Origin of the sequence: Coprococcus phoceensis, assembly GCF_900104635.1 — a bacterium.
In the GTDB taxonomy this organism is placed as follows: Bacteria; Bacillota; Clostridia; order Lachnospirales; family Lachnospiraceae; genus Faecalimonas; species Faecalimonas phoceensis.
The window spans coordinates 41053-63240 of sequence record NZ_FNWC01000007.1 but is presented as its reverse complement, the minus strand read 5'-3'; the positions used below and the strand labels follow the sequence as shown (position 1 = coordinate 63240).

Here is a 22188-nt window from a genome sequence, read left to right as displayed (position 1 = left end):
CTCTAACCTCACCTATATTTCCTGACTTTCGCAGGACTTATTTTTGAAGTCCTGCAAGTCTTTCTTTTACCTGTTCCATCATTTGTGTATATTTTTCTAATTTTGCCTTTTCTTCATTAATCTTAGCTTCCGGCGCTTTGCTGATGAATTTTTCATTGCCAAGCATTCCGTTTACACGAGCAAGTTCTTTCTCTAATTTTGCTTCTTCCTTTTTCAGACGTTCAATTTCCTGTTCAAAATCTACCAGTTCTGCCAACGGAAGATATACAACTGCATCTGTCACAACAACGGAAACTGCATCTTCAGCAACGCCTTCCTTGTCTGACTGAATCACAATCTCACTTGCATTCATTAAAGGAGCAGAAGAGATTTTGATTTCTTCCAAACCATTTCTCAATGTCTCATTCTCGCATACAATAAATGCTTTTGCTTTACGGCTAGGTGCAACATTCATCTCTGCGCGCACGTTACGCACACCACGAATTACTTCTTTCATGTGTTCTACCACATTCTCTTCTGCCGCAAAATTCCACTCTTCTTTATATTGTGGCCATGTTGACATCATCAAAGACTCTTCTTCCGGCACTAATGCACTGTAGATTTCCTCAGACACAAACGGCATAAACGGATGTAACAATTTCAAGCCGTTTGCCAATACTGTTTTCAAGGTCCATAATGTCGCATTTGCAGCTTTTGCATCTTCATCTGCATGATACATACGATATTTTGCAAGCTCAATATACCAGTCACAGAACTCATCCCAGATAAAGTCATATACTTTCTGAAGTGCGATTCCAAGCTCAAACTTATCCATATTCTCTGTCACGTCTTTTGCAAGTGTATTCACTTTTGAAAGAATCCACTTATCTGTCGGTGTCAACTCACCCAGATCCGGTGTTGTAATTGTCTTATCTTCCATGTTCATCAAGATAAAACGAGATGCATTCCATACTTTGTTCGCAAAGTTTCTGTTTGCCTCAACTCGCTCATCATAGAAACGCATATCATTTCCCGGCGCATTTCCTGTCACAAGCGTCATACGAAGCGCATCTGCACCGTATTGTTCGATCACTTCCAACGGATCAATTCCGTTTCCAAGTGATTTACTCATCTTACGTCCCTGTGAATCACGCACAAGTCCGTGAATGAATACTGTGTGGAACGGTGATTTTCCTGTGTGTGCAAACGCTGAGAATACCATACGGATTACCCAGAAGAAAATGATATCATATCCTGTCACAAGCACATCTGTCGGATAGAAGTAATCCAATTCCTCTGTGCTGTCCGGCCAGCCAAGTGTTGAGAACGGCCAGAGCGCTGAACTGAACCATGTATCAAGTGTATCTTCATCCTGTGTAAAATGTGTACATCCACAGTGCGGACATACTTCCGGCATCTCTCTTGCCACTACAAATTCCCCGCACTCGTCACAATAGTAAGCAGGAATTCTGTGTCCCCACCAAATCTGTCTTGAAATACACCAGTCACGGATATTTTCCAGCCAGTGCAGATAAATCTTGTCAAAACGTTCAGGAACAAATTTTAATTCTCCAGCCTTTAACGCATTGATCGCCGGTTTTGCAAGTTCTTCCATCTTCACAAACCATTGTTGTTTAATCAACGGTTCCACTGTTGTGTGACATCTGTCATGTGTTCCTACATTGTGTGTGTGGTCTTCGATTTTCACAAGGTATCCCTGCTCTTCCAAATCTGCCACGATTGCTTTTCTTGCCTCATAGCGATCCATGCCTGCATATTTTCCACCATGTTCATTGATTGTCGCATCATCGTTCATGATATTGATCTCCGGCAAGTTGTGACGTTTTCCAACTTCAAAGTCATTCGGGTCATGCGCTGGTGTAATCTTCACCGCACCTGTTCCAAATTCTTTGTCTACATAGTAGTCTGCCACAATCGGAATCTCTTTATTTACCAATGGAAGTAATACGTTCTTTCCAACAATATCTTTATATCTGTCATCATCCGGGTGAACTGCGATTGCAGTATCTCCAAGCATTGTCTCCGGACGTGTTGTCGCAATCTCAAGGAAACGGTCTGTTCCTACGATTGGGTATTTGATATGCCAGAAATGTCCTGCCTGTTCCTCATGCTCTACTTCCGCATCAGAAAGGGAAGTTTTACATACCGGACACCAGTTGATAATTCTGGAACCTTTGTAAATATATCCTTCTTCATACAACTTGATGAACACTTCTTCTACTGCTTTGGAGCATCCCTCATCCATTGTGAAACGCTCTCTGTCCCAATCACAAGATGTTCCCAGTTTCTTAAGCTGCTGTGTGATTGTTCCGCCGTACTCTTCTTTCCATTCCCAGGTTCTCTTTAAAAATCCTTCACGTCCCAGCTCTTTTTTGTCAATTCCTTCTTCTTTTAACTGGTTTGTAACCTTTACTTCTGTTGAGATTGCCGCATGGTCTGTTCCCGGAATCCAAAGTGCATTGTACCCCTGCATTCTCTTATAACGAATTAAAATATCCTGTAATGTATTGTCAAGTGCGTGTCCCATATGCAGCTTACCCGTAATATTCGGTGGCGGCATAACAATTGTAAATGGTTTCTTGCTTCTATCTACTTCTGCGTGAAAATATTTATTCTCACACCATCTTTCATAAAGTTTCGTCTCAATCTCCTTTGGATTATATGTTTTCTCTAAATTTTTACTCATTACTTCCTCCTTGTAAATCCCTCTCATGATTCGTATTATTCGTAATAAAAAGCCCTTTACATCATGAAAATGTAAAGGGCGAATAATCGCGGTACCACCTTTGTTATATACGAAATCTTTCATATATATCTCGTCGGTTCTTTAACGTGAACCACCCCGTGACTTCCTACTTTGACCTTATTATATAATTATACACAGTTCAGAAATCCGGTTCGAAAGCTACCTTCTACATTTCTATCTTGAAACCACCTTTCAGCCTAAGAGCGGTTCTCTCTTTCAAGCGACTTATGTGTACTCCTCTTTCTCATTACCTTTTGCTTTAGAAACTACTGAATATATTATCCTCGAAACAACCATTTGTCAAGCTGTTCCAAAATTCTTCATACATTTTTAAGATTACAGTTCTTCCCTCAACTCACTCACCGTCTCCACAATGCAATCTGCACCATACCGTTCAAATTCTTCTCTGCTTCCATATCCGTAAAGTACACCGATGCAGGAAAGTCCATGCTCTTTCGCTCCGATAATATCATGCTCCCGATCTCCGATCATGACAGCCTGTGAATATTCTTTTATATTCATCTTCTCTAATGCATATGCGATCACATCGCCTTTTTTCACTCTTCGTCCATCCAGCTCACTTCCTGCCACATAAGAAAAGTAAGAATCCAAATGAAAATGCTCCAATATTTTCTGTGCATAGACTCCCGGCTTTGAGGTCGCAAGAACAATCTCTTTTCCACTTGTTTTCAGTTCCTTTAACAGATTTTCCACCCCGTCATACACTTTGTTTTGAAACATTCCACACGGTTCAAAATATTCCCTGTATTTTTCCACCGCAAGGTGTGCATCATCCTCACTCAGTCCATAATATTGCATAAAAGAATCCTTGAGCGGTGGTCCAATGAACTTGCATAATGTGTCCAAATCTTCCACATCGATCCCAAAATGTTTCAATGCATATGCAACCGACTTCGTGATTCCTTCTTTCGGGTCTGTTAATGTTCCGTCCAAATCAAACAAAATATATTTGTAATCTCTCATCTTGTCCTCCTGTTACGCTAAATGCCCCGCATCTTCTGTTTCACATTCCACTGTCCAATCACTTCATTTACTGTTGAGACAGTGACAAATGCATTCTCATCAACCGAATGTAGATAATTCAATACTTCCGCATATTCATTTCTTGTAAGAATCGTCACCAATTCTATCTTTTCTTCATTATTATATCCACCAATTGCCGGATACAATGTCACACCACGGTGTAATTCGTGGACAATAAAATTTTGTAATTCTTTATACTGTTCTGTAAGAATACAGATTCGTTTTCTTCTGTTAAATCCATCAATAAAATGGTCCAGAACAATTCCATTTGCATAAGTTCCCAAAATACTCAGCACCAATGTCTTCGTATCATACACGAAAATAGAACTGATCGCCGTACACATTCCCGCAAGCGTCATCGCTTTTCCAATCTCAATATGCAGATATTTGTTCAAAAGTTTCGCCACGATGTCCAATCCTCCGGAAGATGCATTCGCATTGAACAAAAGAGCAAGTCCAACGCTCACGACAAGAATATAACAGATCGTGTCAAGCACCACATCATTTGTCAGCGACTTGTTGTTCGGAAAAATCAACTCAAACACATACAAAAATATCGGCATTAAAAGCGATGTGTATACGGTCTTTGCTCCGAATTCCTTTCCGATAAACAGAAAGCCTACTACAAGAAGAACCGCATTTAAAATAAATGTCATAACCGAAATTTTAAGTGGTATAAACGTCGCCAGTACCATCACAAGTCCCGACAAGCTTCCCACAACTACATTACTTGGCAGCAGGAAAAAATAAACTGCCATCGAGACAATCAATGTTCCCAACGTAATAATTACATATTCCTTTATCTTCTTTGTCCGTTCCATAAATTTTTCGAATCCCCTCTATTTTTTTGTAAAAAGAATGTCATGGTTCACCATCGTATAAAATCTGTTCTTAAACTCTTTATACTTCATCTTCGGAAGCCCCATCAGCCACATCAATTTAGTAATCGTCGCCTCCAAAGTCATATCATATGCTTCAAGCAAATTAAAGTCCTGTTTTACTTTTTTCCCAACTTCGTAGACTGTCATATTACTTCCCTCATTTGCCACCTGTGTTGTCATAACCACGATCTTCCCTCGTTCAATCCAACTGCTCATCTCTTTGTAGAACGTCTCCACAATTGTCTCAGGAAGACCTCCTACGCCAAAGCTCTCAATTACAATCGCATCATAATTTTCAAAAATGTACGTCAAAATATCTGCTTTCATTCCCGGAATCAATTTCAATACATAAATGCTTTCCTTCATATCATAATAAAACATTACGTCTTTCTCATGCGGAATAGAAGGAATATAGCGGATCACGCGCTGATCCTGAATCACAGCAGGATACGGAAAATTAATGCTTGAAAACGCATTGTAACTTTTCGCCCGCTCCTTTTTTGCTCTTGTTCCCACAATCACTTTTCCGTCAAATACAATTGTCACATCCTGTGAATCTTCATCTGCCGCATAAATAAAACTGTCAAGCAGATTCGTCTTTGCATCTGTCACATCCATATTAATCGGCTTTTGCGCCCCGGTAATGACAATCGGTTTTGAAGAATTTTGAATCATATAGGATAATGCCGCCGCTGTATATGCCAGTGTGTCTGTTCCATGGCAAATAACAAATCCGTCATACTGCGCATAATTCTTTTCGATCGTCTCTGCAAGAAGTCTCCAATGCATTGGAGTAACATTTGTACTGTCAATATTACACACCTGCAATGTATCCACATCACAGACACTTTCAACCTGCGGAATATAGGATAAAATATCCTCCGACGACAGTCCCGGTGCAAGCCCGTGTTCCGTTTGTTTTGAAGCGATTGTTCCACCTGTACCAATCATAAGAATCTTTTTTTTCATTTTCACATCAACCTCACCGTCTCATTTTAACATGTCTTTCCACGGAATACAACCACAGGATATTCTTTCTTTAAATTAAATTTTCTTCCTACTATTGTCTCTGTATTGTGGACATATGACTTTTTATGATTGCCCGGATGCTGGCATTTAAATATGGTTTTAATTCCTCATAGCTTACGGGATCATTGTCCAATATCGTGCTGTACGAGGCAGAACTTGCCAATTCAATAATGAGAAACAACATCGTATCCGGCGCTTCAATATGCACATCCGGACATTCCGCCAACAACTCCTCCAACAGGTTTTTTACTCCTGTCGCTTCTTCCTTTTGTTCAATAGCTGCCCTGAAAACTCCCCAACTCAGATTCTTCGAGACAAACCGTAGAACTGCCTTATTCTTTTTCATCTGCTCTAATACATAATCCACAATAAAAATAATTTTATCTTCAAATTTCGGAACATTCACTTTTTTCAGTTCTGTATTTGCTGCCTTAAAAAGTTTCTCTGCAGTCCTTGCAATCAGTCTGTCTCGAATTTCAAACTTGTCCTTAAAATAAAGATAAAACGTACCTTTGGCAACTCCTGCATCCTGAACAATATCATGTATCGACGTCTTGGAAATTCCTTTTGACATAAACAAATTATACGCGCTTCTAAAAAGCGCATCTTCTTTCTGCTGTTTGTTTTCATCTACTTTTCCCATGTATTTTTCCTCGCTTTGTCCATTTTCTTTCCCTATTATAATTTCCAAATGACCAAAAGTCAACTTTTCACTTCCAAATTATTGACTTGTAGTCATTTTTAGGTTATACTCTTAGATAGTTAAAAATGACTGTTAGTCATATTTGAAAAGGAGGAATTTTTATGGTGAAAGTAGGAAAAAAGATTGCAAAGCACCGAATTGCCATTCTAATTATCGGTTTTTTGCTTTTAATCCCTTCTGCTTTCGGATACTTCAACACCAGAGTCAACTACGATATCCTGTATTATCTTCCGGATAATATTGATACCATGAAAGGTCAGGAGATTCTGATGGATGATTTTGGGAAAGGCGCCTTCGCAATGGAAGTAGTCGAAGGTATGACAACCAAAGAAGTGACCGATGTAAAAAAGAAAATTGAAGCTGTAGACGGTGTTGCCGATGTCATCTGGTACGATTCGATCTCTGACCTGTCCGTTCCGATTGATTCTCTTCCAGACAAAATCAAAGACATTTTTCAAAAAGATTATTCCACACTGATGGCTATCTTCTTCGACGACACAACTTCTGCTGATAACACAATGGATGCCATCACAGAGATTCGAAGCATCACAAATAAGCAATGTTATCTTAGCAGTATGTCAGCAGTCGTAACGGATATCAAGGCACTCTCCGAAAAAGAGACTTCTATGTACGTGCTGATCGCCGTGGTACTTACATCCATTGTTCTTGCCCTCTGTACAAATTGCTGGATTCTTCCGGTATTCTTTATGCTCAGTATCGGAATGGCGATCGTATATAATATGGGAACCAATTATTTTCTTGGAGAAATTTCCTATATTACAAAAGCGCTAAGTGCTGTCCTTCAACTCGGAGTTACAATGGACTACTCGATTTTTCTGTGGCACAGTTATCAGGAAAATCAGGAACGTTTTCCAAACGACAAAGACCGTGCGATGGCACATGCCATCTCCAACACTTTTTCTTCCGTTTTGGGAAGCTCTGTCACTACTGTAGCAGGATTTATCGCACTTTGCTTCATGAGCTTCACGCTTGGAATGGATCTTGGCATCGTCATGGCAAAAGGTGTTGTCTTCGGTGTCCTCAGCTGTGTGACTATTCTTCCTTCTTTTATTTTGGTTTTTGATAAATGGATTGAAAAAACTTCACACCGCTCCCTCATTCCTAAGATGGAAAAACTGACACACTTTGTCACGGATCATTACAAAGTATTTGCCGTTGTCTTCCTGTTAGTATTAGGTCCTGCAGTCTGGGGATACACGAAAGCCGATGTGTATTATAACTTAGATGCTACCCTTCCAAAATACCTGGACAGCATAAAGGCAAACGAAAAGCTGAGCAATACCTTTGACATGAATGCGACACATATGGTTTTGGCAGACGCTGATCTGTCTTCCAAAGAGGCAAAGGAAATGCTTCAGGAGATGTCTGATGTAAAAGGTGTCAAATTTGCGCTTGGACTTGATAGTCTTCTCGGTTCTTCCATCCCGCGCGATATGATTCCGGGCGAATTGACAGAGACATTAAAACAAGGAGACTGGCAATTGATTTTAGTACAGTCTGAATATAAAGCTGCAACTGACGAAGTAAACAAGCAATGTACCGAATTAAATAAAATCATAAAAAGCCATGACAAATCCGCAATGTTAATCGGCGAAGCACCGTGTACAAAAGATCTGATTACAATCACCGACAAAGACTTTAAAGTAGTCAGTGCCATTTCGATCATTGCAATTTTCATTATCATTGCATTTGTATTCAAATCCGGCTCACTGCCACTGATTCTTGTATCTGTCATTGAATTTGCAATCTTTATCAACTTGGGAATTCCATACTATACCGGAGTGAAGATGCCGTTTATTGCATCTATCGTAATCGGTACGATTCAGCTCGGTGCAACTGTCGATTACGCAATCTTGATGACAACACGGTATAAAAAAGAGCGCTGCAAAGGAAAACCAAAAAAAGAGGCTGTTTATATCGCGCTTTCAACTTCCATCAGCTCCGTTATCGTATCTGCACTTGGATTTTTTGCCGCGACATTTGGAGTCGGACTATATTCTGACATTGATATGATTTCCGCTCTCTGCAGCCTGATGGCACGTGGTGCAATTATCAGTATGTTCACCGTAATCTTTATTCTTCCGTCCGCACTGATGATTTTCGATAAACCAATCTGTGCAACGACAAAAGGAATGCGTTCAATCAATCAGGAGGTAACTAATTATGAAAAACAGAGATTATAAAAAACTTGTAACAATTGCAACAGCTGTCGCTTTAATTGTTGGATCTTTGGGTGCCGTATCGTCTCCGACACTTGCAAAAGATACCAAAACTACCGCTCAGACAACGACAGCAGAAAAGAAAACCACAAAAGAAAAAGAGGTCTCTTCTGATTCAAAACCATATAAATCTGAGACAGTATATGCAAAGACAGACGAAGACGGAAACGTCACATCTGTCATTGTGTCTGACCAGCTAAAAAATATTAACAGTACCGGAAAATTCAGTGATACCTCCACTTTAAGTGATATCGAAAATGTAAAGGGCAACGAAAAATTTTCTAAGCAAAAAAATAAGTTAATTTGGAACACAGCAAAAAAAGATATCTGCTATCAGGGTACAACCACCCAATCACTTCCTGTCGGAGTCAAGGTAACTTATACTTTGGACGGCAAAAAAATCAGCGCCAACGATCTAAAGGGGAAAAGCGGTCATCTTGTTGCGCGCTACCAATATGAAAATACAACGATTTCCAAAGAAGATTACGTTCCGTTCTTAATGGTGACTGGACTGATTTTCGACACAGATAAGATGACAAACCTGCAGGTGACAAATGGTAAAATTTTCTCCGACGGCGACAGGGACATTATAATCGGAATGGGACTTCCTTCTTTAAAAGAAAAATTGGACGTCAAAAATCTGGATCTGGACATTCCTGACTATTTCGAGCTGGAAGCTGATGTCACAGATTATGAACTCTCTGAAGGAATGACGATTGCTACAAACGATATTTTCAATCAATTGGATACAGAAGGATTTGACAGTTTGTCTGAACTAGAAGATTCTATGCAGACACTTCAGGATTCTTCCAACAAATTGGTAAGTGGTTCAGGAGAATTACGAAATGGACTGGACACCCTGCTGTCTTCTTCCGGTACATTGACAGACGGGATTGATCAATTGATCGCCGGCGGCAATACGCTAAAAGACGGTACTTCTTCCCTTGCATCCGGAAGTAAATCTCTGGCAGATGGAAGCGCTGCCCTCACAGATGGAACCTCACAATTAAAAGACGGCACAAACACACTCAATGCCGGTGCTTCCAAGGTAAGTCTGGGGCTTACTTCCGCCTCTAAGCAGGTTTCTGCCGTACTTCTTCCCGGCGCAGTTCAGTTAGATGAAGGCGTTGCGAAAATGCAGGAGCAGCTAGCTCCTGGAATCTCTTCGCTTGCAGGCGCTCTGCAGCAATTAGACGCCGGACTTAACAATCCGCTTACCGCAGAACAGCCTGGACTAAAAGCCAGTATTTCTGCGGTAAATGATGTGATGAATACAGGCACTTCACAGACTGGTAACCAAAGCCTGAAAGATATTGCAAAAAATACTGCTACTGCTGCACAGACACTTGCCCAGATGTTTCCACCTTCTTCAACAAATGATGAAGCAAACAGCGCAATCGCTTCCTTATCTGCATTATTAGAGCGTGACGATCTCCCAGAAGATGTAAAAGCATCTATTCAGGAAAGCATCAATACGTTGCAAGAACAAGCCAGCACACAGGAACGTGCAAAATCAGATATTCAGGAATTGTTAAAGAACGTAGTTATTGGAACACAGACAACCAGCGCTGTTGTAGATCAAGTTGCGCAGAATACGATTGCAATCAACGCTGGAACCGATAAACTTTCCTCCGGCGCCAGTGAACTTAACAACGCCGTAACCGGTCAAAATGGTCTCATCGACCAAGTGAATGCTGGTGTCTCCACTTTAAAAAACGGAACCTCGCAACTTTGCGAAGGAATCGGCGGACAGAACGGTCTTGCCAACGGCTTGAATCAACTCGCAAGTGGCTCCTCTCAAGTAAGCAGTGGGGCTGCCACTTTGAACAAAAAAATGACTGAGGCATATAACGGTGCCAAAAGCGTTTCAGATGGTGCAGCACAATTAAACTCCGGTGCCGCACAATTGGATTCCGGTGCTGGAACACTTGTAAATGGTCTCCAGACGTTAAACAGCGGTTCCGCCGCACTGATCGAAGGCGTGAAAAAACTAGATGACGGCGCCATCGCACTGAATGATGGTATGATTCAATTCAATGAAGAGGGAATCCAAAAATTGGTCGAAGTATTTGACGGTGACATTGATGGACTGCTCAATAAAGTCAATACAATATTAGACAGCTCCAAATCTTATAAGAACTTCTCCGGTATCTCTGACGGTATGGACGGAGATGTAAAATTCATCTTTGTGACAGAATAACTCTCTGTTGAATACACTAAACAATCGTGTTATACTCAACCACCCACAAGGGATTAACCTATAAAGAATGAACATAGAAATACCACCGCTCAACTCCAAGTGGTGGTTTTCTATGTTTTAAATCACCAGTGACAAATCAGGTAAATGATATCATTTCATTACATGTGTTACCCAAAATTCTTTTCCACCAACTCGCAATATTCCAAGTACACTGGATTTTCTTTCATCGCTTCCCTCAGTGAATCTCTGACACCTTTGTAATACCAGCCGATGATTTCCTTATCTTTCATGCGAAATCTCTGCCACAATTCTTCTCCACATTCCGGATAATCACGGTCAATGTCGCGCATATTCGACAGCTTATCTGCAAGACTGATCATCTGCACTTCCCTGCACGCTGTCTTCAAATGTTCAATCGTCGCCCCTTTGCGCTCCATCCATGTCTTAGACTTATCTTCACTTTCCTTCGCCACAAACTCTGCTACTCTTTTTGTAAACTCCCGACAGATCACTTCTTCCGTAATTTCTTCGCAGTCTTCAATTGTATCATGCAAAATTGCCGCACTGATGATCTCCTCGTCCTCTGTCATAGACGCTACAATTCTGCCCACCTCTAATGGATGTACAATATACGGTCTGTCCGTACCTTTTCGAACCTGTCCCTCATGTGCCTGTGTCGCAAACATAATCGCTTTTTCTATCACTTCGATACCGTCCTTTCTATCTTTTTCTGCCATTGGAAATTAAATACTTTCTTGTCTTTACTTCAAGAATGCCTGTGTCGCAAGCTATATATAATACAAATTTTAACACTCATCTTCTAAAGCCACAACCTCTTCTCAGTAATTTGTGATTTTATTAAATTTATATATCGCTAAATATAGATATTTTATCATTAGCAATAGGCAGGAATATTCCTGCCTAAGAGATTTAAAGTTCACTACGGATAAATTCTGCAAGTTCTTGAATGTTTTTTTCGTTCCTCCTGTAATACGTCCATTTACCGAACCTTCTAGATTCCAAAAGCCCTGCACGTTGTAACATATCTAAATAGTGCGATATAGTTGATTGTGAGATATTTGTCTTCTCACAAATAGAACCAACACATACACTGTTTGAAAAATCATCTCCATCCGGAATATGTAGTCCTTGTGGCGGAAAATATTTTTCAGGTTCTTTCAACCATTTCAAAATGCTTAATCTCGTTTCATTGCTTAATGCTTTAAATATATCTAATTTGCTCATGTTTGCATTATATATCTATTTTTACAGATATGTCAATATTAAGCTCTGTAAAAATAAAACAACTTAAAATCGAAACAGATTAAGGCCGATCTGTTCATCATAATATCTGTCTACCGCTCCATCAATGACTGTAATCACCATCTCACAAGTTGCACTTACAACAGCCTGATTCAAGTGCCCGCCAAAGACTTCGCCCTTGTCGTTACCTGCGCTCATATGCAGATGACAGTAAAACTCATCATTCATTGTATTGACTGTTCCTGTCAGGGACACAATTTCAAAACTTCCGCAAAATTCATTTGCCAAATATTCTTTTTCATCTGTTTTAAACACACCGACTGTAAACTTATTCATCGCCCCCAACGCCTGTACGCTTGCCAGTTTTATCTCTTCTTTTAGGGCAATTTCTTTTACCTGTGCAAGAATTTCTTCTCCTCTGTCCAGTCGCGCAACGATGGTATCTTTAAATCTTCTATACTCCATAACAATCCCTCCAATTATAAACTTTCTCGTTCTTCCGGATAAGACAGTCCCCACGCCTTTCTGATTTCAGTCATAACGTTCATCACATCCACCGTATAATCAAAATGCATCTCATCTGCAGCACCTGACACTGCCTCTTCCATATCATTCACCTCATACCAGAGTGCATCCTTCGTACTTCCACACTCTATGACTTCCTGCGAGGCATCTTCTGTATAAGTGATTACAGCTTTTTCTGCCCGTGGATAGTCATAAATCTCAACATAGCCATTCTCAAATGCAAGCATTCCCCTCTTCGGCTGTTTTGCATGCAGAGTAAGCGCTATCGTAGCCATCTCTCCTGCCGGATTCATAAGCAGGATTCCCGCCTGCTAAATTCGGATTAAAGAAACGGTTCTGCATATCGTATTCCTTATAACTTCCAAAATTCATCTGAGCCATGCAAAGTTTCCCCAACTTTCCGCTTCGAATCACTTCCTGCAATTTTTTATATAAAGGCATATGATAAATCGTCATTGCCTCCGCCAAAACGACACCATTTTCTTCTGCAAGCTGTTTTGCTTCTTCCAGTTCCTTTGCATTCAGCGTAATAGATTTTTCACAAAGCACATGTTTTCCATGCTTCAATGCCTCTCTCAAATATTGTATATGTGTATTGTGCGGTGTGGAAATATAGACAATATCCACATCATCATCCTCAAAAAGATCCTGTATGTTCTTATAAACTTTTTCAACTTCATACTTTTTGGCAAACGCAACTGCATTCTCATATGTTCTATTTGCAACACCGTAGAGTGTTCGTCCGTCTTTTTGCATTGCCTGTGCCAATTCATTGGCAATCACACCACATCCTAAAGTAGCCCAACGATAAGTTTTCATTTCCCGGTCCTCCTAATCGAATCTAAGTCAAGAGCAGCACGAATTTGAATAATATGCTCCTGCATTTTTCTATATGCCATATCCATATTCTGATTTTCAATAGCTGTTACAATCTCTCTGTGCATCTTTTGAGATTCTGCAAAATGCTGCCTGTCAACTGTATACTGTTCCGCAAAAAAATCTTTTTCAATGGTCACATGGCGTATTGCCTCAATAATCTGTAACATAAAATTGTTATGTGCAGATGCCGCTATCCCTAGATGGATTGCGCCATCATATTCCATCATGACCTCAGCTGATATTTCCCCCTTATGATAAAGAACTAACGCTTTTTCATGATTCACTAATGCTTCCTGCAAACATTTCAAATCCTCTGATGTTCTATTTTGAGCAGCCAGCCTTGCTGCATCTGCCTCAAACAGAATTCTGGCCTCAAAGACTTCATCTACTATAGAACGATCAAATATCCCATATTTTTTTATTACACTTGAAAAAATTTGAGCATTCTTTTCACTGACATATGTCCCATTTCCTTGATGCGCCTCTAAAATTCCAAGTGTTGACAATGTGCAGATTGCTTCTCTGAGCGGAACTCTGCTGATTCCTAACAAATCAGCAAGCTGTCTCTCATTCAATATTTTATCACCGGACTTTAAATTTCCACTTCTTATCTCCTGTAAAAAATATTGAATGGCAGTCTCTCTGGCACTTTGTTTTTCCTCCATATCCCGCCTCCTGTTCCAAATGGTATAACCAATTATATTCCTTCTTGTTTTCATTGTCAAATACTACTTTACACATTGTCTTTGATTATTTTTCCAAGCACCTCTCCAATATCTTGATCAATACAGATGGATCTTTCTGAAATCTCCTTCGGTGCATAGGCTTGTCCCCAATTTATACAGGCATAGACCGCCTTTGGATTCTCCGCCGTCATCCGCCAGAAAGGATACTTGATGATCGCCGGGGTATTTTCTCCAACCCCTAATTCCAGAAAAAGAATAAAAAGATTTTCGTGTCTCTTTAAAAACTCATAGTATCGATTCGATGCCGCATACCATCCCTCATCTTGTATAAATGTTCCATCAGCACGCAGATTCATACTCATCGGTTTCCCACATTTTGGGCAGTGCGGGACCAACTCTGATGGAATCTTCCTTTCAGGTTGTCTGCTTTCCGGAACAACTAACCGCCCATTACCATCGACACGATACCCTTGCGCCTCAACCATTTTTCTAATGACCGCTTCGTTATTGTAAGTGTTCTGATGACACGGTTCACTGCACTGGAACAGACCATAGTCCCCTTGCGTGTAAAATAACCGATGTTTATCAAATCCGGCTTTTTGAAAGCAATGATCTACATTTGTGGTCAATACAAAATAGTCTTTTTCTTTAACCCGTGAATACAAATTATTATAAACCGGATTCGGTGCATCCATATATCGATTGATGTAAATATATCTGCTCCAATATGCCCAATGTTCTTCCAATGTCTCATATGGATAAAAGCCACCGGAATACATATCTATAAAATGATATCTATTTGCAAAATCTCCAAAGTACTCTTTAAAACGTTCTCCCGCATAATGAAATCCGGCAGAAGTTGATAAACCGGCCCCCGCTCCAATAATAATCGCGTCTGCCTGTTGGATTTGTTTTTCCAGTTTCTCAATCTCTTTCCAACAATCGGTTGTAGATTTCCCAATCTTTTTCCTTAAAAACATTAAATACCACCTCCATCTGTGAACCTGTTTCTCGGAAATATTTTTTGACTGTATCCACAGCAATCTGACCTGCAATCTCATTCGGAAAGTGAAACTCTCCTGTGGAAATACAACAGAATGCAATGGATTTCAATTCATATGCATCCGCCAACTCCAGACAAGAACGATAGCAGGCTGCAAGCAGCGTACGGTCTTTTTCTGTCAATTGCCCACGGACAATCGGACCAACAGTATGCAGAACATATTTCGCCGGAAGATTGTAGCCCTTTGTGATTTTTGCTTTTCCCGTCGGCTCCGGTTTCCCTTGCCTTTCCATTATTTTTTGACATTCCAACCGCAACTGAATCCCCGCATTAGAATGTATTGCGTTATCAATACAACCATGACAAGGAATAAAACATCCTAGCAGCGCACTGTTTCCGGCATTTACAATTGCATCAACTTTTAATTTTGTGATATCACCTTTCCAAAGATACATATTATCCTTACGTGATGTCAAAAAATTCAGTTCGGTAATCTCCTGCTGTGTCAATTCATTTTTCAAATACTCATCCTGTATACGAAGAAATTCTCTGCTGATCGGAACAGCCGGACGAACGTTCATCAATGACCGCAACAGCCGTTTTTTCTCTTCTATTTCAGTTGGAATAGAAATCTCCTCATATTCCGGTTGTTCCTTTGTGAGACAGGTAATCAAATATTCCAAACGTTCTGTTTGTGTCATGTCATCCTTCCTCCTTTTATTGTAATACCTATCATTACAACTTAATATGAACCATTTTTATCGTAATGTCAATAGTTACAACATTTTTATGATGACAAAAAATGCTCGATATTAGAAAAAAGACTTCACCCAGAAAATTTCTAAGTAAAGTCTCTCTATCTATTCTCTTTCTTTCGCAATATAATATTGTGTATCTTTCATCACATCTTCTAATGTAATTTTACCAAGCTCATTCTCCAAGGCATCTTGTATCTGTATAAGTTTTCCGTCCAAAACATTGTGAATATTTCTTCCAACCGGACACTTCTGATTCGGATTTTCATGAAAATGAAAAAGTTCTCCATGCTCTACACATTCTACCGCCTGATAGATATCAAAAAATGTAATCTCATCAAGTGGTTTTGCAATCGAAGCACCTCCACTTCCTCTCTGCACTTTCACAAGTCCTGCTGCCTTTAATTGAGACAATATCTTTCGAATAATCACCGGATTGACATTGATACTGGCAGCCAAAAACTCACTGGTAAGTTTAAATTCCTCTTTAAATGTATCGATACAGGCAAATATATGAACTGCAATTGTAAAACGGCTTGAAATCTGCATGGTAGTTCCTCCCTTTCGTGCTTTTCTCTACCACAGATTATAATGCCATCTCATTGTAGTGTCAACATTACATCCCATAGTGATGACAATGTCCACCGGTGGTATTTCAGACAACAGTTTTGAATATTGTGTTTCTTCCATATCAATCTGATACTGCTCTTTCATCAAACGGACAGCATCTTGATTAATCTGTGGTTTCGTCTCCGTACCTGCTGAATAGCTTTCAAAAATCTCAGAAGCCAAGCTTTTCCCAAGTGCTTCCGCAATCTGACTTCTGCAAGAATTATGGACACATACAAATGCCACTTTCTCTTTCATTTTCATCTCCTCCTGCTCATCTACATTAAAAATACATGAAATGCATTAAACACATATCCAACTATTATAATTCCGGTCGCACAAATTGTAATAAATACACCTAGCAACTTTGGTTTTACGGCCTTTTTCAACATAATCATGGACGGCAGACTCAGTGTTGTAACCGCCATCATAAAAGAAAGAATCGTTCCAAGTTGCGCCCCTTTTACAAGCAGTGCTTCCGCAATCGGAATTGTCCCGAAAATATCCGCATACATCGGAATTCCAACCAAGGTTGCAAGGACTACGCCAAACGGATTGTTGCTTCCCAAAATGGATTCAATCCACGTCTGAGGAATCCAATTGTGAATAATCGCTCCAATTCCCACACCCACTAAAATATACGGAAATACTTTACGAAATGTCCATTGCACTTGTTCTTTTGCATTCATAACCCGTTCTCGCTTTGTGATAGTCGGGGAGTCACTCTCCACATGACTGGCGTTTCTGATAAATTCTTCCACATACGTTTCCATATGCATTTTTTCTATAAGCGTACCTCCTATTACCGCAATCGCAAGTCCTAAGATAACATAGACAAATGCAATTTCCGCGCCAAAGATGCTCATCAACAATACCAAACTTCCCAAATCGACCATCGGTGAAGATATCAAAAACGAAAATGTTACTCCAAGCGGCAATCCTGCACTTGTAAATCCCATAAAAATTGGAATACTTGAACACGAGCAAAACGGAGTCACGGTTCCAAGCAACGCCGAAATTATATTTGCCCATATTCCATGAAATCTTCCTAATATCTTTTTACTTCTCTCCGGTGGAAAATAGCTTTGAATATAGGATATGATAAAAATAAGCAAGCATAATAAAATCGTAATCTTAATCACATCATATAGGAAAAACTGAATGCTTCCTCCTACTCTTCCTTGAATATCTACCCCCAACACTGACAAACCTTTTCCGATAATTTCATTCATCCATTTCATTCCAAGTATCTGTTCCTGCAAAAATTGAAACATTAATTTTAACTTCTCCATTCAACACCTCCATATTGTTTTTTCATATCAAATATTTTTGATGTGTTAGGCTTTTATAAAAGCCATCTAATGATGACTTTTTATTTCCGATTCCTCTTCATCTGCTAGGATGTAAGTTCCGTCAATCTCTTGATTGCATATTCTCTCCCACTTTTACTGATGGTGTAGTGCGTCCATTTACCTTCCTGTCTGCTTGTTACTATTCCCGACTCACACAAAATCTTCATGTGATAAGATAACGCAGACTGAGCGATATTCAATTCTTCCATCAGGACACACGCACACTTTTCACCGCCTTTGAGCAATTCCAGTATCGAAAGTCTCTTTTCATCACAGAGTGCTTTAAATATGATCGTATCGTTTTTATACCCATTCATTCTACGGACACCTCACATCAAATATTTTTGATGTATTCATTGTAATCTAATTCATGACGAATGTCAACTAAAACCACCTTGTGATTGCCTCCCCTCCCCAATTACGCTATAATGATGTCATCAACGAAGGAAATGAGGAATTTTTATGCACAAAAAAACGGTATTAGTCACTGGTGCTTCCCGTGGGATCGGACGTGCCATTGCAATGACATTTGCACAAAATAATTACCACGTATTCTTAAATTGTCGTCACTCCATCTCAGAACTGGAATCCGTAAAATCTGCAATCGAAGCAATTCCTTACGGCTCCTGCGATATTTTTATCGGCGATGTAGGAAATCCACATTCTGTCAAAGAGCTGTACGAGATGATTTACACAAAATACGACTGTCTGGATGTACTTGTCAACAATGCGGGAATTGCTCACATTGGTCTGCTAAGCGATATGAGCGATGAAGAATGGTGCAATCTTCTGGACACGAATCTTTCCTCTGTATTTTACTGCTCCCGTGAAGCAATTCCAAAAATGGTGTCAAAAAAATCCGGTAAGATTATCAACATATCCTCGATGTGGGGAACAGTCGGCGCCTCCTGCGAAGCTGCCTATTCCGCAACAAAATCCGGTATCCACGGGCTTACGCGGGCGCTTGCCAAAGAGCTTGCTCCAAGTAATATTCAGGTAAATGCTATCGCATGTGGGGCGATTGAGACGAGCATGAATGCCCAACTGAGCGCAGAAGAAAAATCTGCCTTTGAAGAAGAAATTCCTGCGGGGCGTTTCGGCACACCGCAGGAAGTCGCTGATTTGGTATGGAATCTTGTCAACAGTCCTTCCTATCTGACCGGTCAAATCATCGGTCTGGATGGCGGTTATATTTAAAACCGCCATCTAAAGCACTATTTCTGATTCTTTTCATATATGAGTTTTAGACCTTTCAACAATAAATTTTCATCTAAAAACATATTCCGACCGCAATGGGGAACGATATACTTCGCAGCCTCCCCGGTCGCAACAATAGCTGCCGCTTTTTCTTTCAATTCTCTCTCAATGCTGGCAATGGAGCCATCTATACAGGCAGCAGTCCCATAAATGATTCCACTTTTCATACATTCCACCGTATTACTTCCAATAACCTTTTTCGGCCGTTCCAAACTGATTTTCGGAAGCTGCGCCGTTCCTTGCGTCAGAGATTCCGAAGAAATCCGGACTCCCGGAATAATCATTCCTCCGATATAATGTTTTTTTGCATCAATCACAGAAAGGGTCGTCGCTGTTCCCATGTTGACTACAATGAGCGGAAGTGGGTACTCTGCTATCCCTGCTACTGCATTTGCCACCAGGTCACTCCCCACCTGTCCCGGCTGATCCATCATAATATTCAATCCGGTCTTCACTCCCGGTTCGATAATCAACACCTCATTTTCGGAAATCCTCTTTGCCGCCTCTTTTACAACATTTGTCACCGGGGGCACCACAGATGCGATAATCGTTCCCTCTATCTGATTCATATTCAAGCCATGTAATTCAAATATATTTTTAAAACTAATTGCATACTCCAGCCCTGTTCTTGTCAGGCTCGTGGAAATGCTCTCCACAAAGACTATATTTTCACCTTCAAAACATCCGACCACGGTGTTCGTATTCTCGATATTAATTGCCAGAATCATATTTTTCCTCCTGCTATCCTGTCACGAGACGCGATTTCAACAGCGTTCTTCCGACAACTGCCACAATCACTGCCGCAACAATCGCCTCAGGTATTCCATTCATCGCAATGATGGATAAAATAAAGCCATACACCGCATTTGCCGCAACTCCATTTGCCGCTGCATAGGCATCTCTAAAAAACACAAAAATCAAATTCATTACTAACAATGTGTTGACAAAAGATCCCGCAAGCCCTGCAATTCCTAAAGCTACCAGCATGCCTGATCCTTTGGACTTCATTTCCTTATACAATACTTTAAATACAAAATACGGAATAATCCCAACTAAAATACGTGGGACAAAACAGATAATAATACTTCCGATCCCCCCCTGCATCTCACCGAGTGAATAAAACGGTGTAAACACAAACGATGTCACTGTCGGATTCATCGTATTATTAATAAAACTCGTCAGTCCAAAAATGCCTCCTAAAACAGCGCCTTTCTTTGGACCAAGTAAAATAGAACCGATAATAACCGGTACATGGATAATCGTCGCCCTTGTAAATCCAAGCGGGATATATCCTAAGAATGGGGTAAATGCCATGATAATAATCAGTGCCGCGAACAGTGCAACCTGTACCATGCCAAGTGTCTGTGACCTTCCGTCACTCTTTGCTTTGTTATTCATTTTTTCCTCCTTGTTATCATTCTCTTACGAGATACAATACATATCGCTCCAGTTCACACATACACATACGTCTGAGAACGCTCATGCTCGCATGGAAACGTCTGATGTCGTGTGTTGATGAAAGGAATTGAATTCCGTGAACTGCAACGGAGTTACTTTCTCAGTATACCATCCTCCTTCACACGAAAACAACCATGTTTTCAAAAATAAACACAAAATTTGCGTACACTTTTTCTAAATATGTGCTAGAATAATTTACAAACCATTCAGAAAGCAGAGGATTTCAAATTATGTTAAAGGGAAAAACTGTTATTTTAGGTGTTACGGGAAGTATTGCCGCCTACAAAATCGCCAATCTTGCCAGCATGCTTGTAAAGCTTCATTGTAATGTCCATGTTATCATGACAAAGAACGCAACAAATTTTATCCATCCGATTACATTCGAAACATTGACAAACAATCGTTGTCTTGTTGATACATTTGATCGAAATTTTCAATATAATGTAGAGCATGTGGCGCTCTCCAAACAGGCAGATGTCGTTTTAATCGCTCCTGCAACTGCCAATGTTATCGCCAAACTGGCAAATGGACTTGCTGATGACATGCTTACAACTACAACACTCGCATGTACCTGTAAAAAAATCATTTCGCCGGCAATGAACACACAGATGTATCAGAACCAGATTACACAGGACAATCTGCTGAAATTAAAAGATTACGGATTTGAGGTGATTGATCCGGCAACCGGAATGCTTGCCTGCCGTGACGTAGGAGAAGGAAAACTCCCTGATCCAGAGACTTTACTAGACTATATCTTAAAAGAAATCGCATATGAAAAAGATATGAAAGGATTAAATGTCCTTGTCACCGCCGGACCAACCACAGAAGCGATCGACCCTGTTCGCTATATTACCAATCATTCTACCGGAAAAATGGGGTATGCCATTGCAAACTGCGCAATGCTCCGCGGTGCCAATGTAACTTTAGTCACTGGACCTACTTCACTTCCGAAACCACCATTTGTCAATACGATTTCTATTAAAAGTGCTGAAGAAATGTTTGATGCCGTAACTTCTTGTTCCGATACTCAGGACATTATCATCAAAGCTGCCGCTGTGGCAGATTATCGTCCTGCCTCTGTCAGTGATGAAAAGATGAAAAAGTCAGACGACTCTCTCTGTATTCCATTAGAGCGCACGAAAGATATTTTGAAGCACTTAGGAGAACACAAAAAAAATCACCAATTTTTATGTGGCTTTTCTATGGAAACAGAAAATATGTTAGAGAATTCCCGTGCGAAACTGGAAAAGAAACATCTCGATATGATTATTGCAAACAATTTAAAAGTGTCCGGTGCCGGATTCGGAACCGATACGAATGTCATTACGATGATTACAAAAGAAGAAGAACTCGCATTAGACATTATGACAAAAGCCGAAGCGGCAAAACAAATTTTAGATAAGATTCTTGAAAAGCTAACATTGATATGATCCTTTTGATTTCAAAGACCTGATGGCTTTTGGAATGTTCATTTTGGCATTACTAACATTCGTTTTTACGTTTATCAGATAATGTTTTAGAGCATAGAAAACCACTCCAAAACTTTGGCGAGCGATGG

The 22188-nt window shown here is 40.2% G+C and carries 20 protein-coding genes, 2 pseudogenes and 1 other annotated feature; of the genes and pseudogenes, 4 read left to right on the top strand and 18 right to left on the bottom strand.

Annotated features, from left to right (window positions below; all coding sequences use genetic code 11):
• Positions 1-37: 37 nt before the first annotated feature.
• The 5 genes from BQ5364_RS03840 to BQ5364_RS03820 all read right to left on the bottom strand — a co-directional run bounded on the left by BQ5364_RS03840 (position 38) and on the right by BQ5364_RS03820 (position 6343).
• Complete coding sequence (locus BQ5364_RS03840; RefSeq protein WP_071143672.1) at positions 38-2686, bottom strand: valine--tRNA ligase; 2649 nt, start codon at positions 2684-2686, stop codon at positions 38-40.
• A gap of 71 nt (positions 2687-2757) precedes the next feature.
• Positions 2758-3003: a binding site (T-box leader), on the bottom strand.
• Positions 3004-3082: 79 nt separating this feature from the next.
• Complete coding sequence (locus tag BQ5364_RS03835; RefSeq protein WP_004614696.1) at positions 3083-3730, bottom strand: HAD family hydrolase; 648 nt, start codon at positions 3728-3730, stop codon at positions 3083-3085.
• Between the two features lie 17 nt (positions 3731-3747).
• Entirely contained in the window at positions 3748-4611 is an 864-nt protein-coding gene (locus BQ5364_RS03830) for a YitT family protein (RefSeq protein ID WP_004614697.1), read from the bottom strand.
• Positions 4612-4629: 18 nt separating this feature from the next.
• Positions 4630-5640, bottom strand: coding sequence for an asparaginase (locus tag BQ5364_RS03825; RefSeq protein ID WP_004614698.1), 1011 nt, complete (start codon positions 5638-5640; stop codon positions 4630-4632).
• A 91-nt stretch (positions 5641-5731) separates the two neighbouring features.
• A complete protein-coding gene (locus BQ5364_RS03820; protein WP_022250534.1) occupies positions 5732-6343 on the bottom strand; it encodes a TetR/AcrR family transcriptional regulator in 612 nt (203 codons plus the stop codon).
• A gap of 161 nt (positions 6344-6504) precedes the next feature.
• On the opposite strand from BQ5364_RS03820, the gene BQ5364_RS03815 reads away from it, so the two are divergent.
• Together BQ5364_RS03815 and BQ5364_RS03810 are read left to right on the top strand one after the other, a co-directional pair.
• The gene (locus BQ5364_RS03815; protein ID WP_004614700.1) at positions 6505-8607 is read left to right on the top strand and encodes an efflux RND transporter permease subunit; all 2103 of its coding nucleotides are present in this window, start codon (positions 6505-6507) and stop codon (positions 8605-8607) included.
• Positions 8588-10843: a methyl-accepting chemotaxis protein gene (locus BQ5364_RS03810; RefSeq protein ID WP_071143671.1), complete on the top strand. Its 2256-nt coding sequence runs from the start codon at positions 8588-8590 to the stop codon at positions 10841-10843. The genes BQ5364_RS03815 and BQ5364_RS03810 overlap by 20 nt, the downstream gene beginning before the upstream one ends.
• Before the next feature lie 167 nt (positions 10844-11010).
• On the opposite strand, the gene BQ5364_RS03805 is transcribed toward BQ5364_RS03810, so the two are convergent.
• From BQ5364_RS03805 to BQ5364_RS03755, 11 genes and pseudogenes are all read right to left on the bottom strand, one after another.
• Complete coding sequence (locus BQ5364_RS03805; protein ID WP_022250531.1) at positions 11011-11547, bottom strand: HD domain-containing protein; 537 nt, start codon at positions 11545-11547, stop codon at positions 11011-11013.
• Positions 11548-11773: 226 nt separating this feature from the next.
• The gene (locus tag BQ5364_RS03800; protein WP_004614703.1) at positions 11774-12088 is read right to left on the bottom strand and encodes an ArsR/SmtB family transcription factor; all 315 of its coding nucleotides are present in this window, start codon (positions 12086-12088) and stop codon (positions 11774-11776) included.
• 63 nt (positions 12089-12151) lie between these two features.
• Positions 12152-12571 carry a PPC domain-containing DNA-binding protein gene (locus BQ5364_RS03795; RefSeq protein WP_004614704.1) on the bottom strand — a complete coding sequence of 140 codons (420 nt, stop codon included), beginning with the start codon at positions 12569-12571 and terminating at the stop codon, positions 12152-12154.
• A 14-nt stretch (positions 12572-12585) separates the two neighbouring features.
• Positions 12586-13450 (bottom strand): annotated as a pseudogene (locus tag BQ5364_RS03790) (Gfo/Idh/MocA family protein).
• Positions 13447-14175, bottom strand: a complete 729-nt coding sequence (locus BQ5364_RS03785; protein WP_117787466.1) for a FadR/GntR family transcriptional regulator — start codon at positions 14173-14175, stop codon at positions 13447-13449. Before BQ5364_RS03785 ends, BQ5364_RS03790 begins: the two are co-directional and overlap by 4 nt.
• A gap of 68 nt (positions 14176-14243) precedes the next feature.
• Entirely contained in the window at positions 14244-15176 is a 933-nt protein-coding gene (locus tag BQ5364_RS03780) for an SIR2 family NAD-dependent protein deacylase (RefSeq protein ID WP_071143670.1), read from the bottom strand.
• Positions 15121-15900, bottom strand: coding sequence for a protein-ADP-ribose hydrolase (locus tag BQ5364_RS03775; protein WP_071143669.1), 780 nt, complete (start codon positions 15898-15900; stop codon positions 15121-15123). Before BQ5364_RS03775 ends, BQ5364_RS03780 begins: the two co-directional genes overlap by 56 nt.
• 159 nt (positions 15901-16059) lie before the next feature.
• Positions 16060-16503 carry an Rrf2 family transcriptional regulator gene (locus tag BQ5364_RS03770; protein WP_004614710.1) on the bottom strand — a complete coding sequence of 148 codons (444 nt, stop codon included), beginning with the start codon at positions 16501-16503 and terminating at the stop codon, positions 16060-16062.
• Positions 16504-16566: 63 nt separating this feature from the next.
• Positions 16567-16827 (bottom strand): annotated as a pseudogene (locus tag BQ5364_RS03765) (arsenate reductase/protein-tyrosine-phosphatase family protein); the annotation flags it as partial.
• Between the two features lie 14 nt (positions 16828-16841).
• Positions 16842-17855: a permease gene (locus tag BQ5364_RS03760; RefSeq protein WP_071143668.1), complete on the bottom strand. Its 1014-nt coding sequence runs from the start codon at positions 17853-17855 to the stop codon at positions 16842-16844.
• 104 nt (positions 17856-17959) lie between these two features.
• Complete coding sequence (locus BQ5364_RS03755; protein ID WP_004614713.1) at positions 17960-18232, bottom strand: ArsR/SmtB family transcription factor; 273 nt, start codon at positions 18230-18232, stop codon at positions 17960-17962.
• A gap of 145 nt (positions 18233-18377) precedes the next feature.
• On the opposite strand from BQ5364_RS03755, the gene ymfI reads away from it, so the two are divergent.
• Positions 18378-19112 (top strand): elongation factor P 5-aminopentanone reductase, encoded by a 735-nt coding sequence (ymfI, locus tag BQ5364_RS03750; RefSeq protein ID WP_004614714.1) that lies wholly within the window; start codon positions 18378-18380, stop codon positions 19110-19112.
• A gap of 17 nt (positions 19113-19129) precedes the next feature.
• Here the strand turns inward: ymfI and BQ5364_RS03745 are convergent, their stop codons facing one another.
• On the bottom strand, positions 19130-19900 hold the full coding sequence (locus BQ5364_RS03745) for a type III pantothenate kinase (RefSeq protein ID WP_071143667.1): 771 nt from the start codon (positions 19898-19900) through the stop codon (positions 19130-19132).
• Positions 19901-19913: 13 nt separating this feature from the next.
• On the bottom strand, positions 19914-20570 hold the full coding sequence (locus BQ5364_RS03740) for an ECF transporter S component (protein WP_022250525.1): 657 nt from the start codon (positions 20568-20570) through the stop codon (positions 19914-19916).
• A gap of 290 nt (positions 20571-20860) precedes the next feature.
• Here BQ5364_RS03740 and coaBC point away from each other — a divergent pair, with 290 nt between their 5' ends.
• A complete protein-coding gene (coaBC, locus tag BQ5364_RS03735) occupies positions 20861-22060 on the top strand; it encodes a bifunctional phosphopantothenoylcysteine decarboxylase/phosphopantothenate--cysteine ligase CoaBC (protein ID WP_004614717.1) in 1200 nt (399 codons plus the stop codon).
• The last annotated feature ends 128 nt before the right edge of the window (positions 22061-22188 follow it).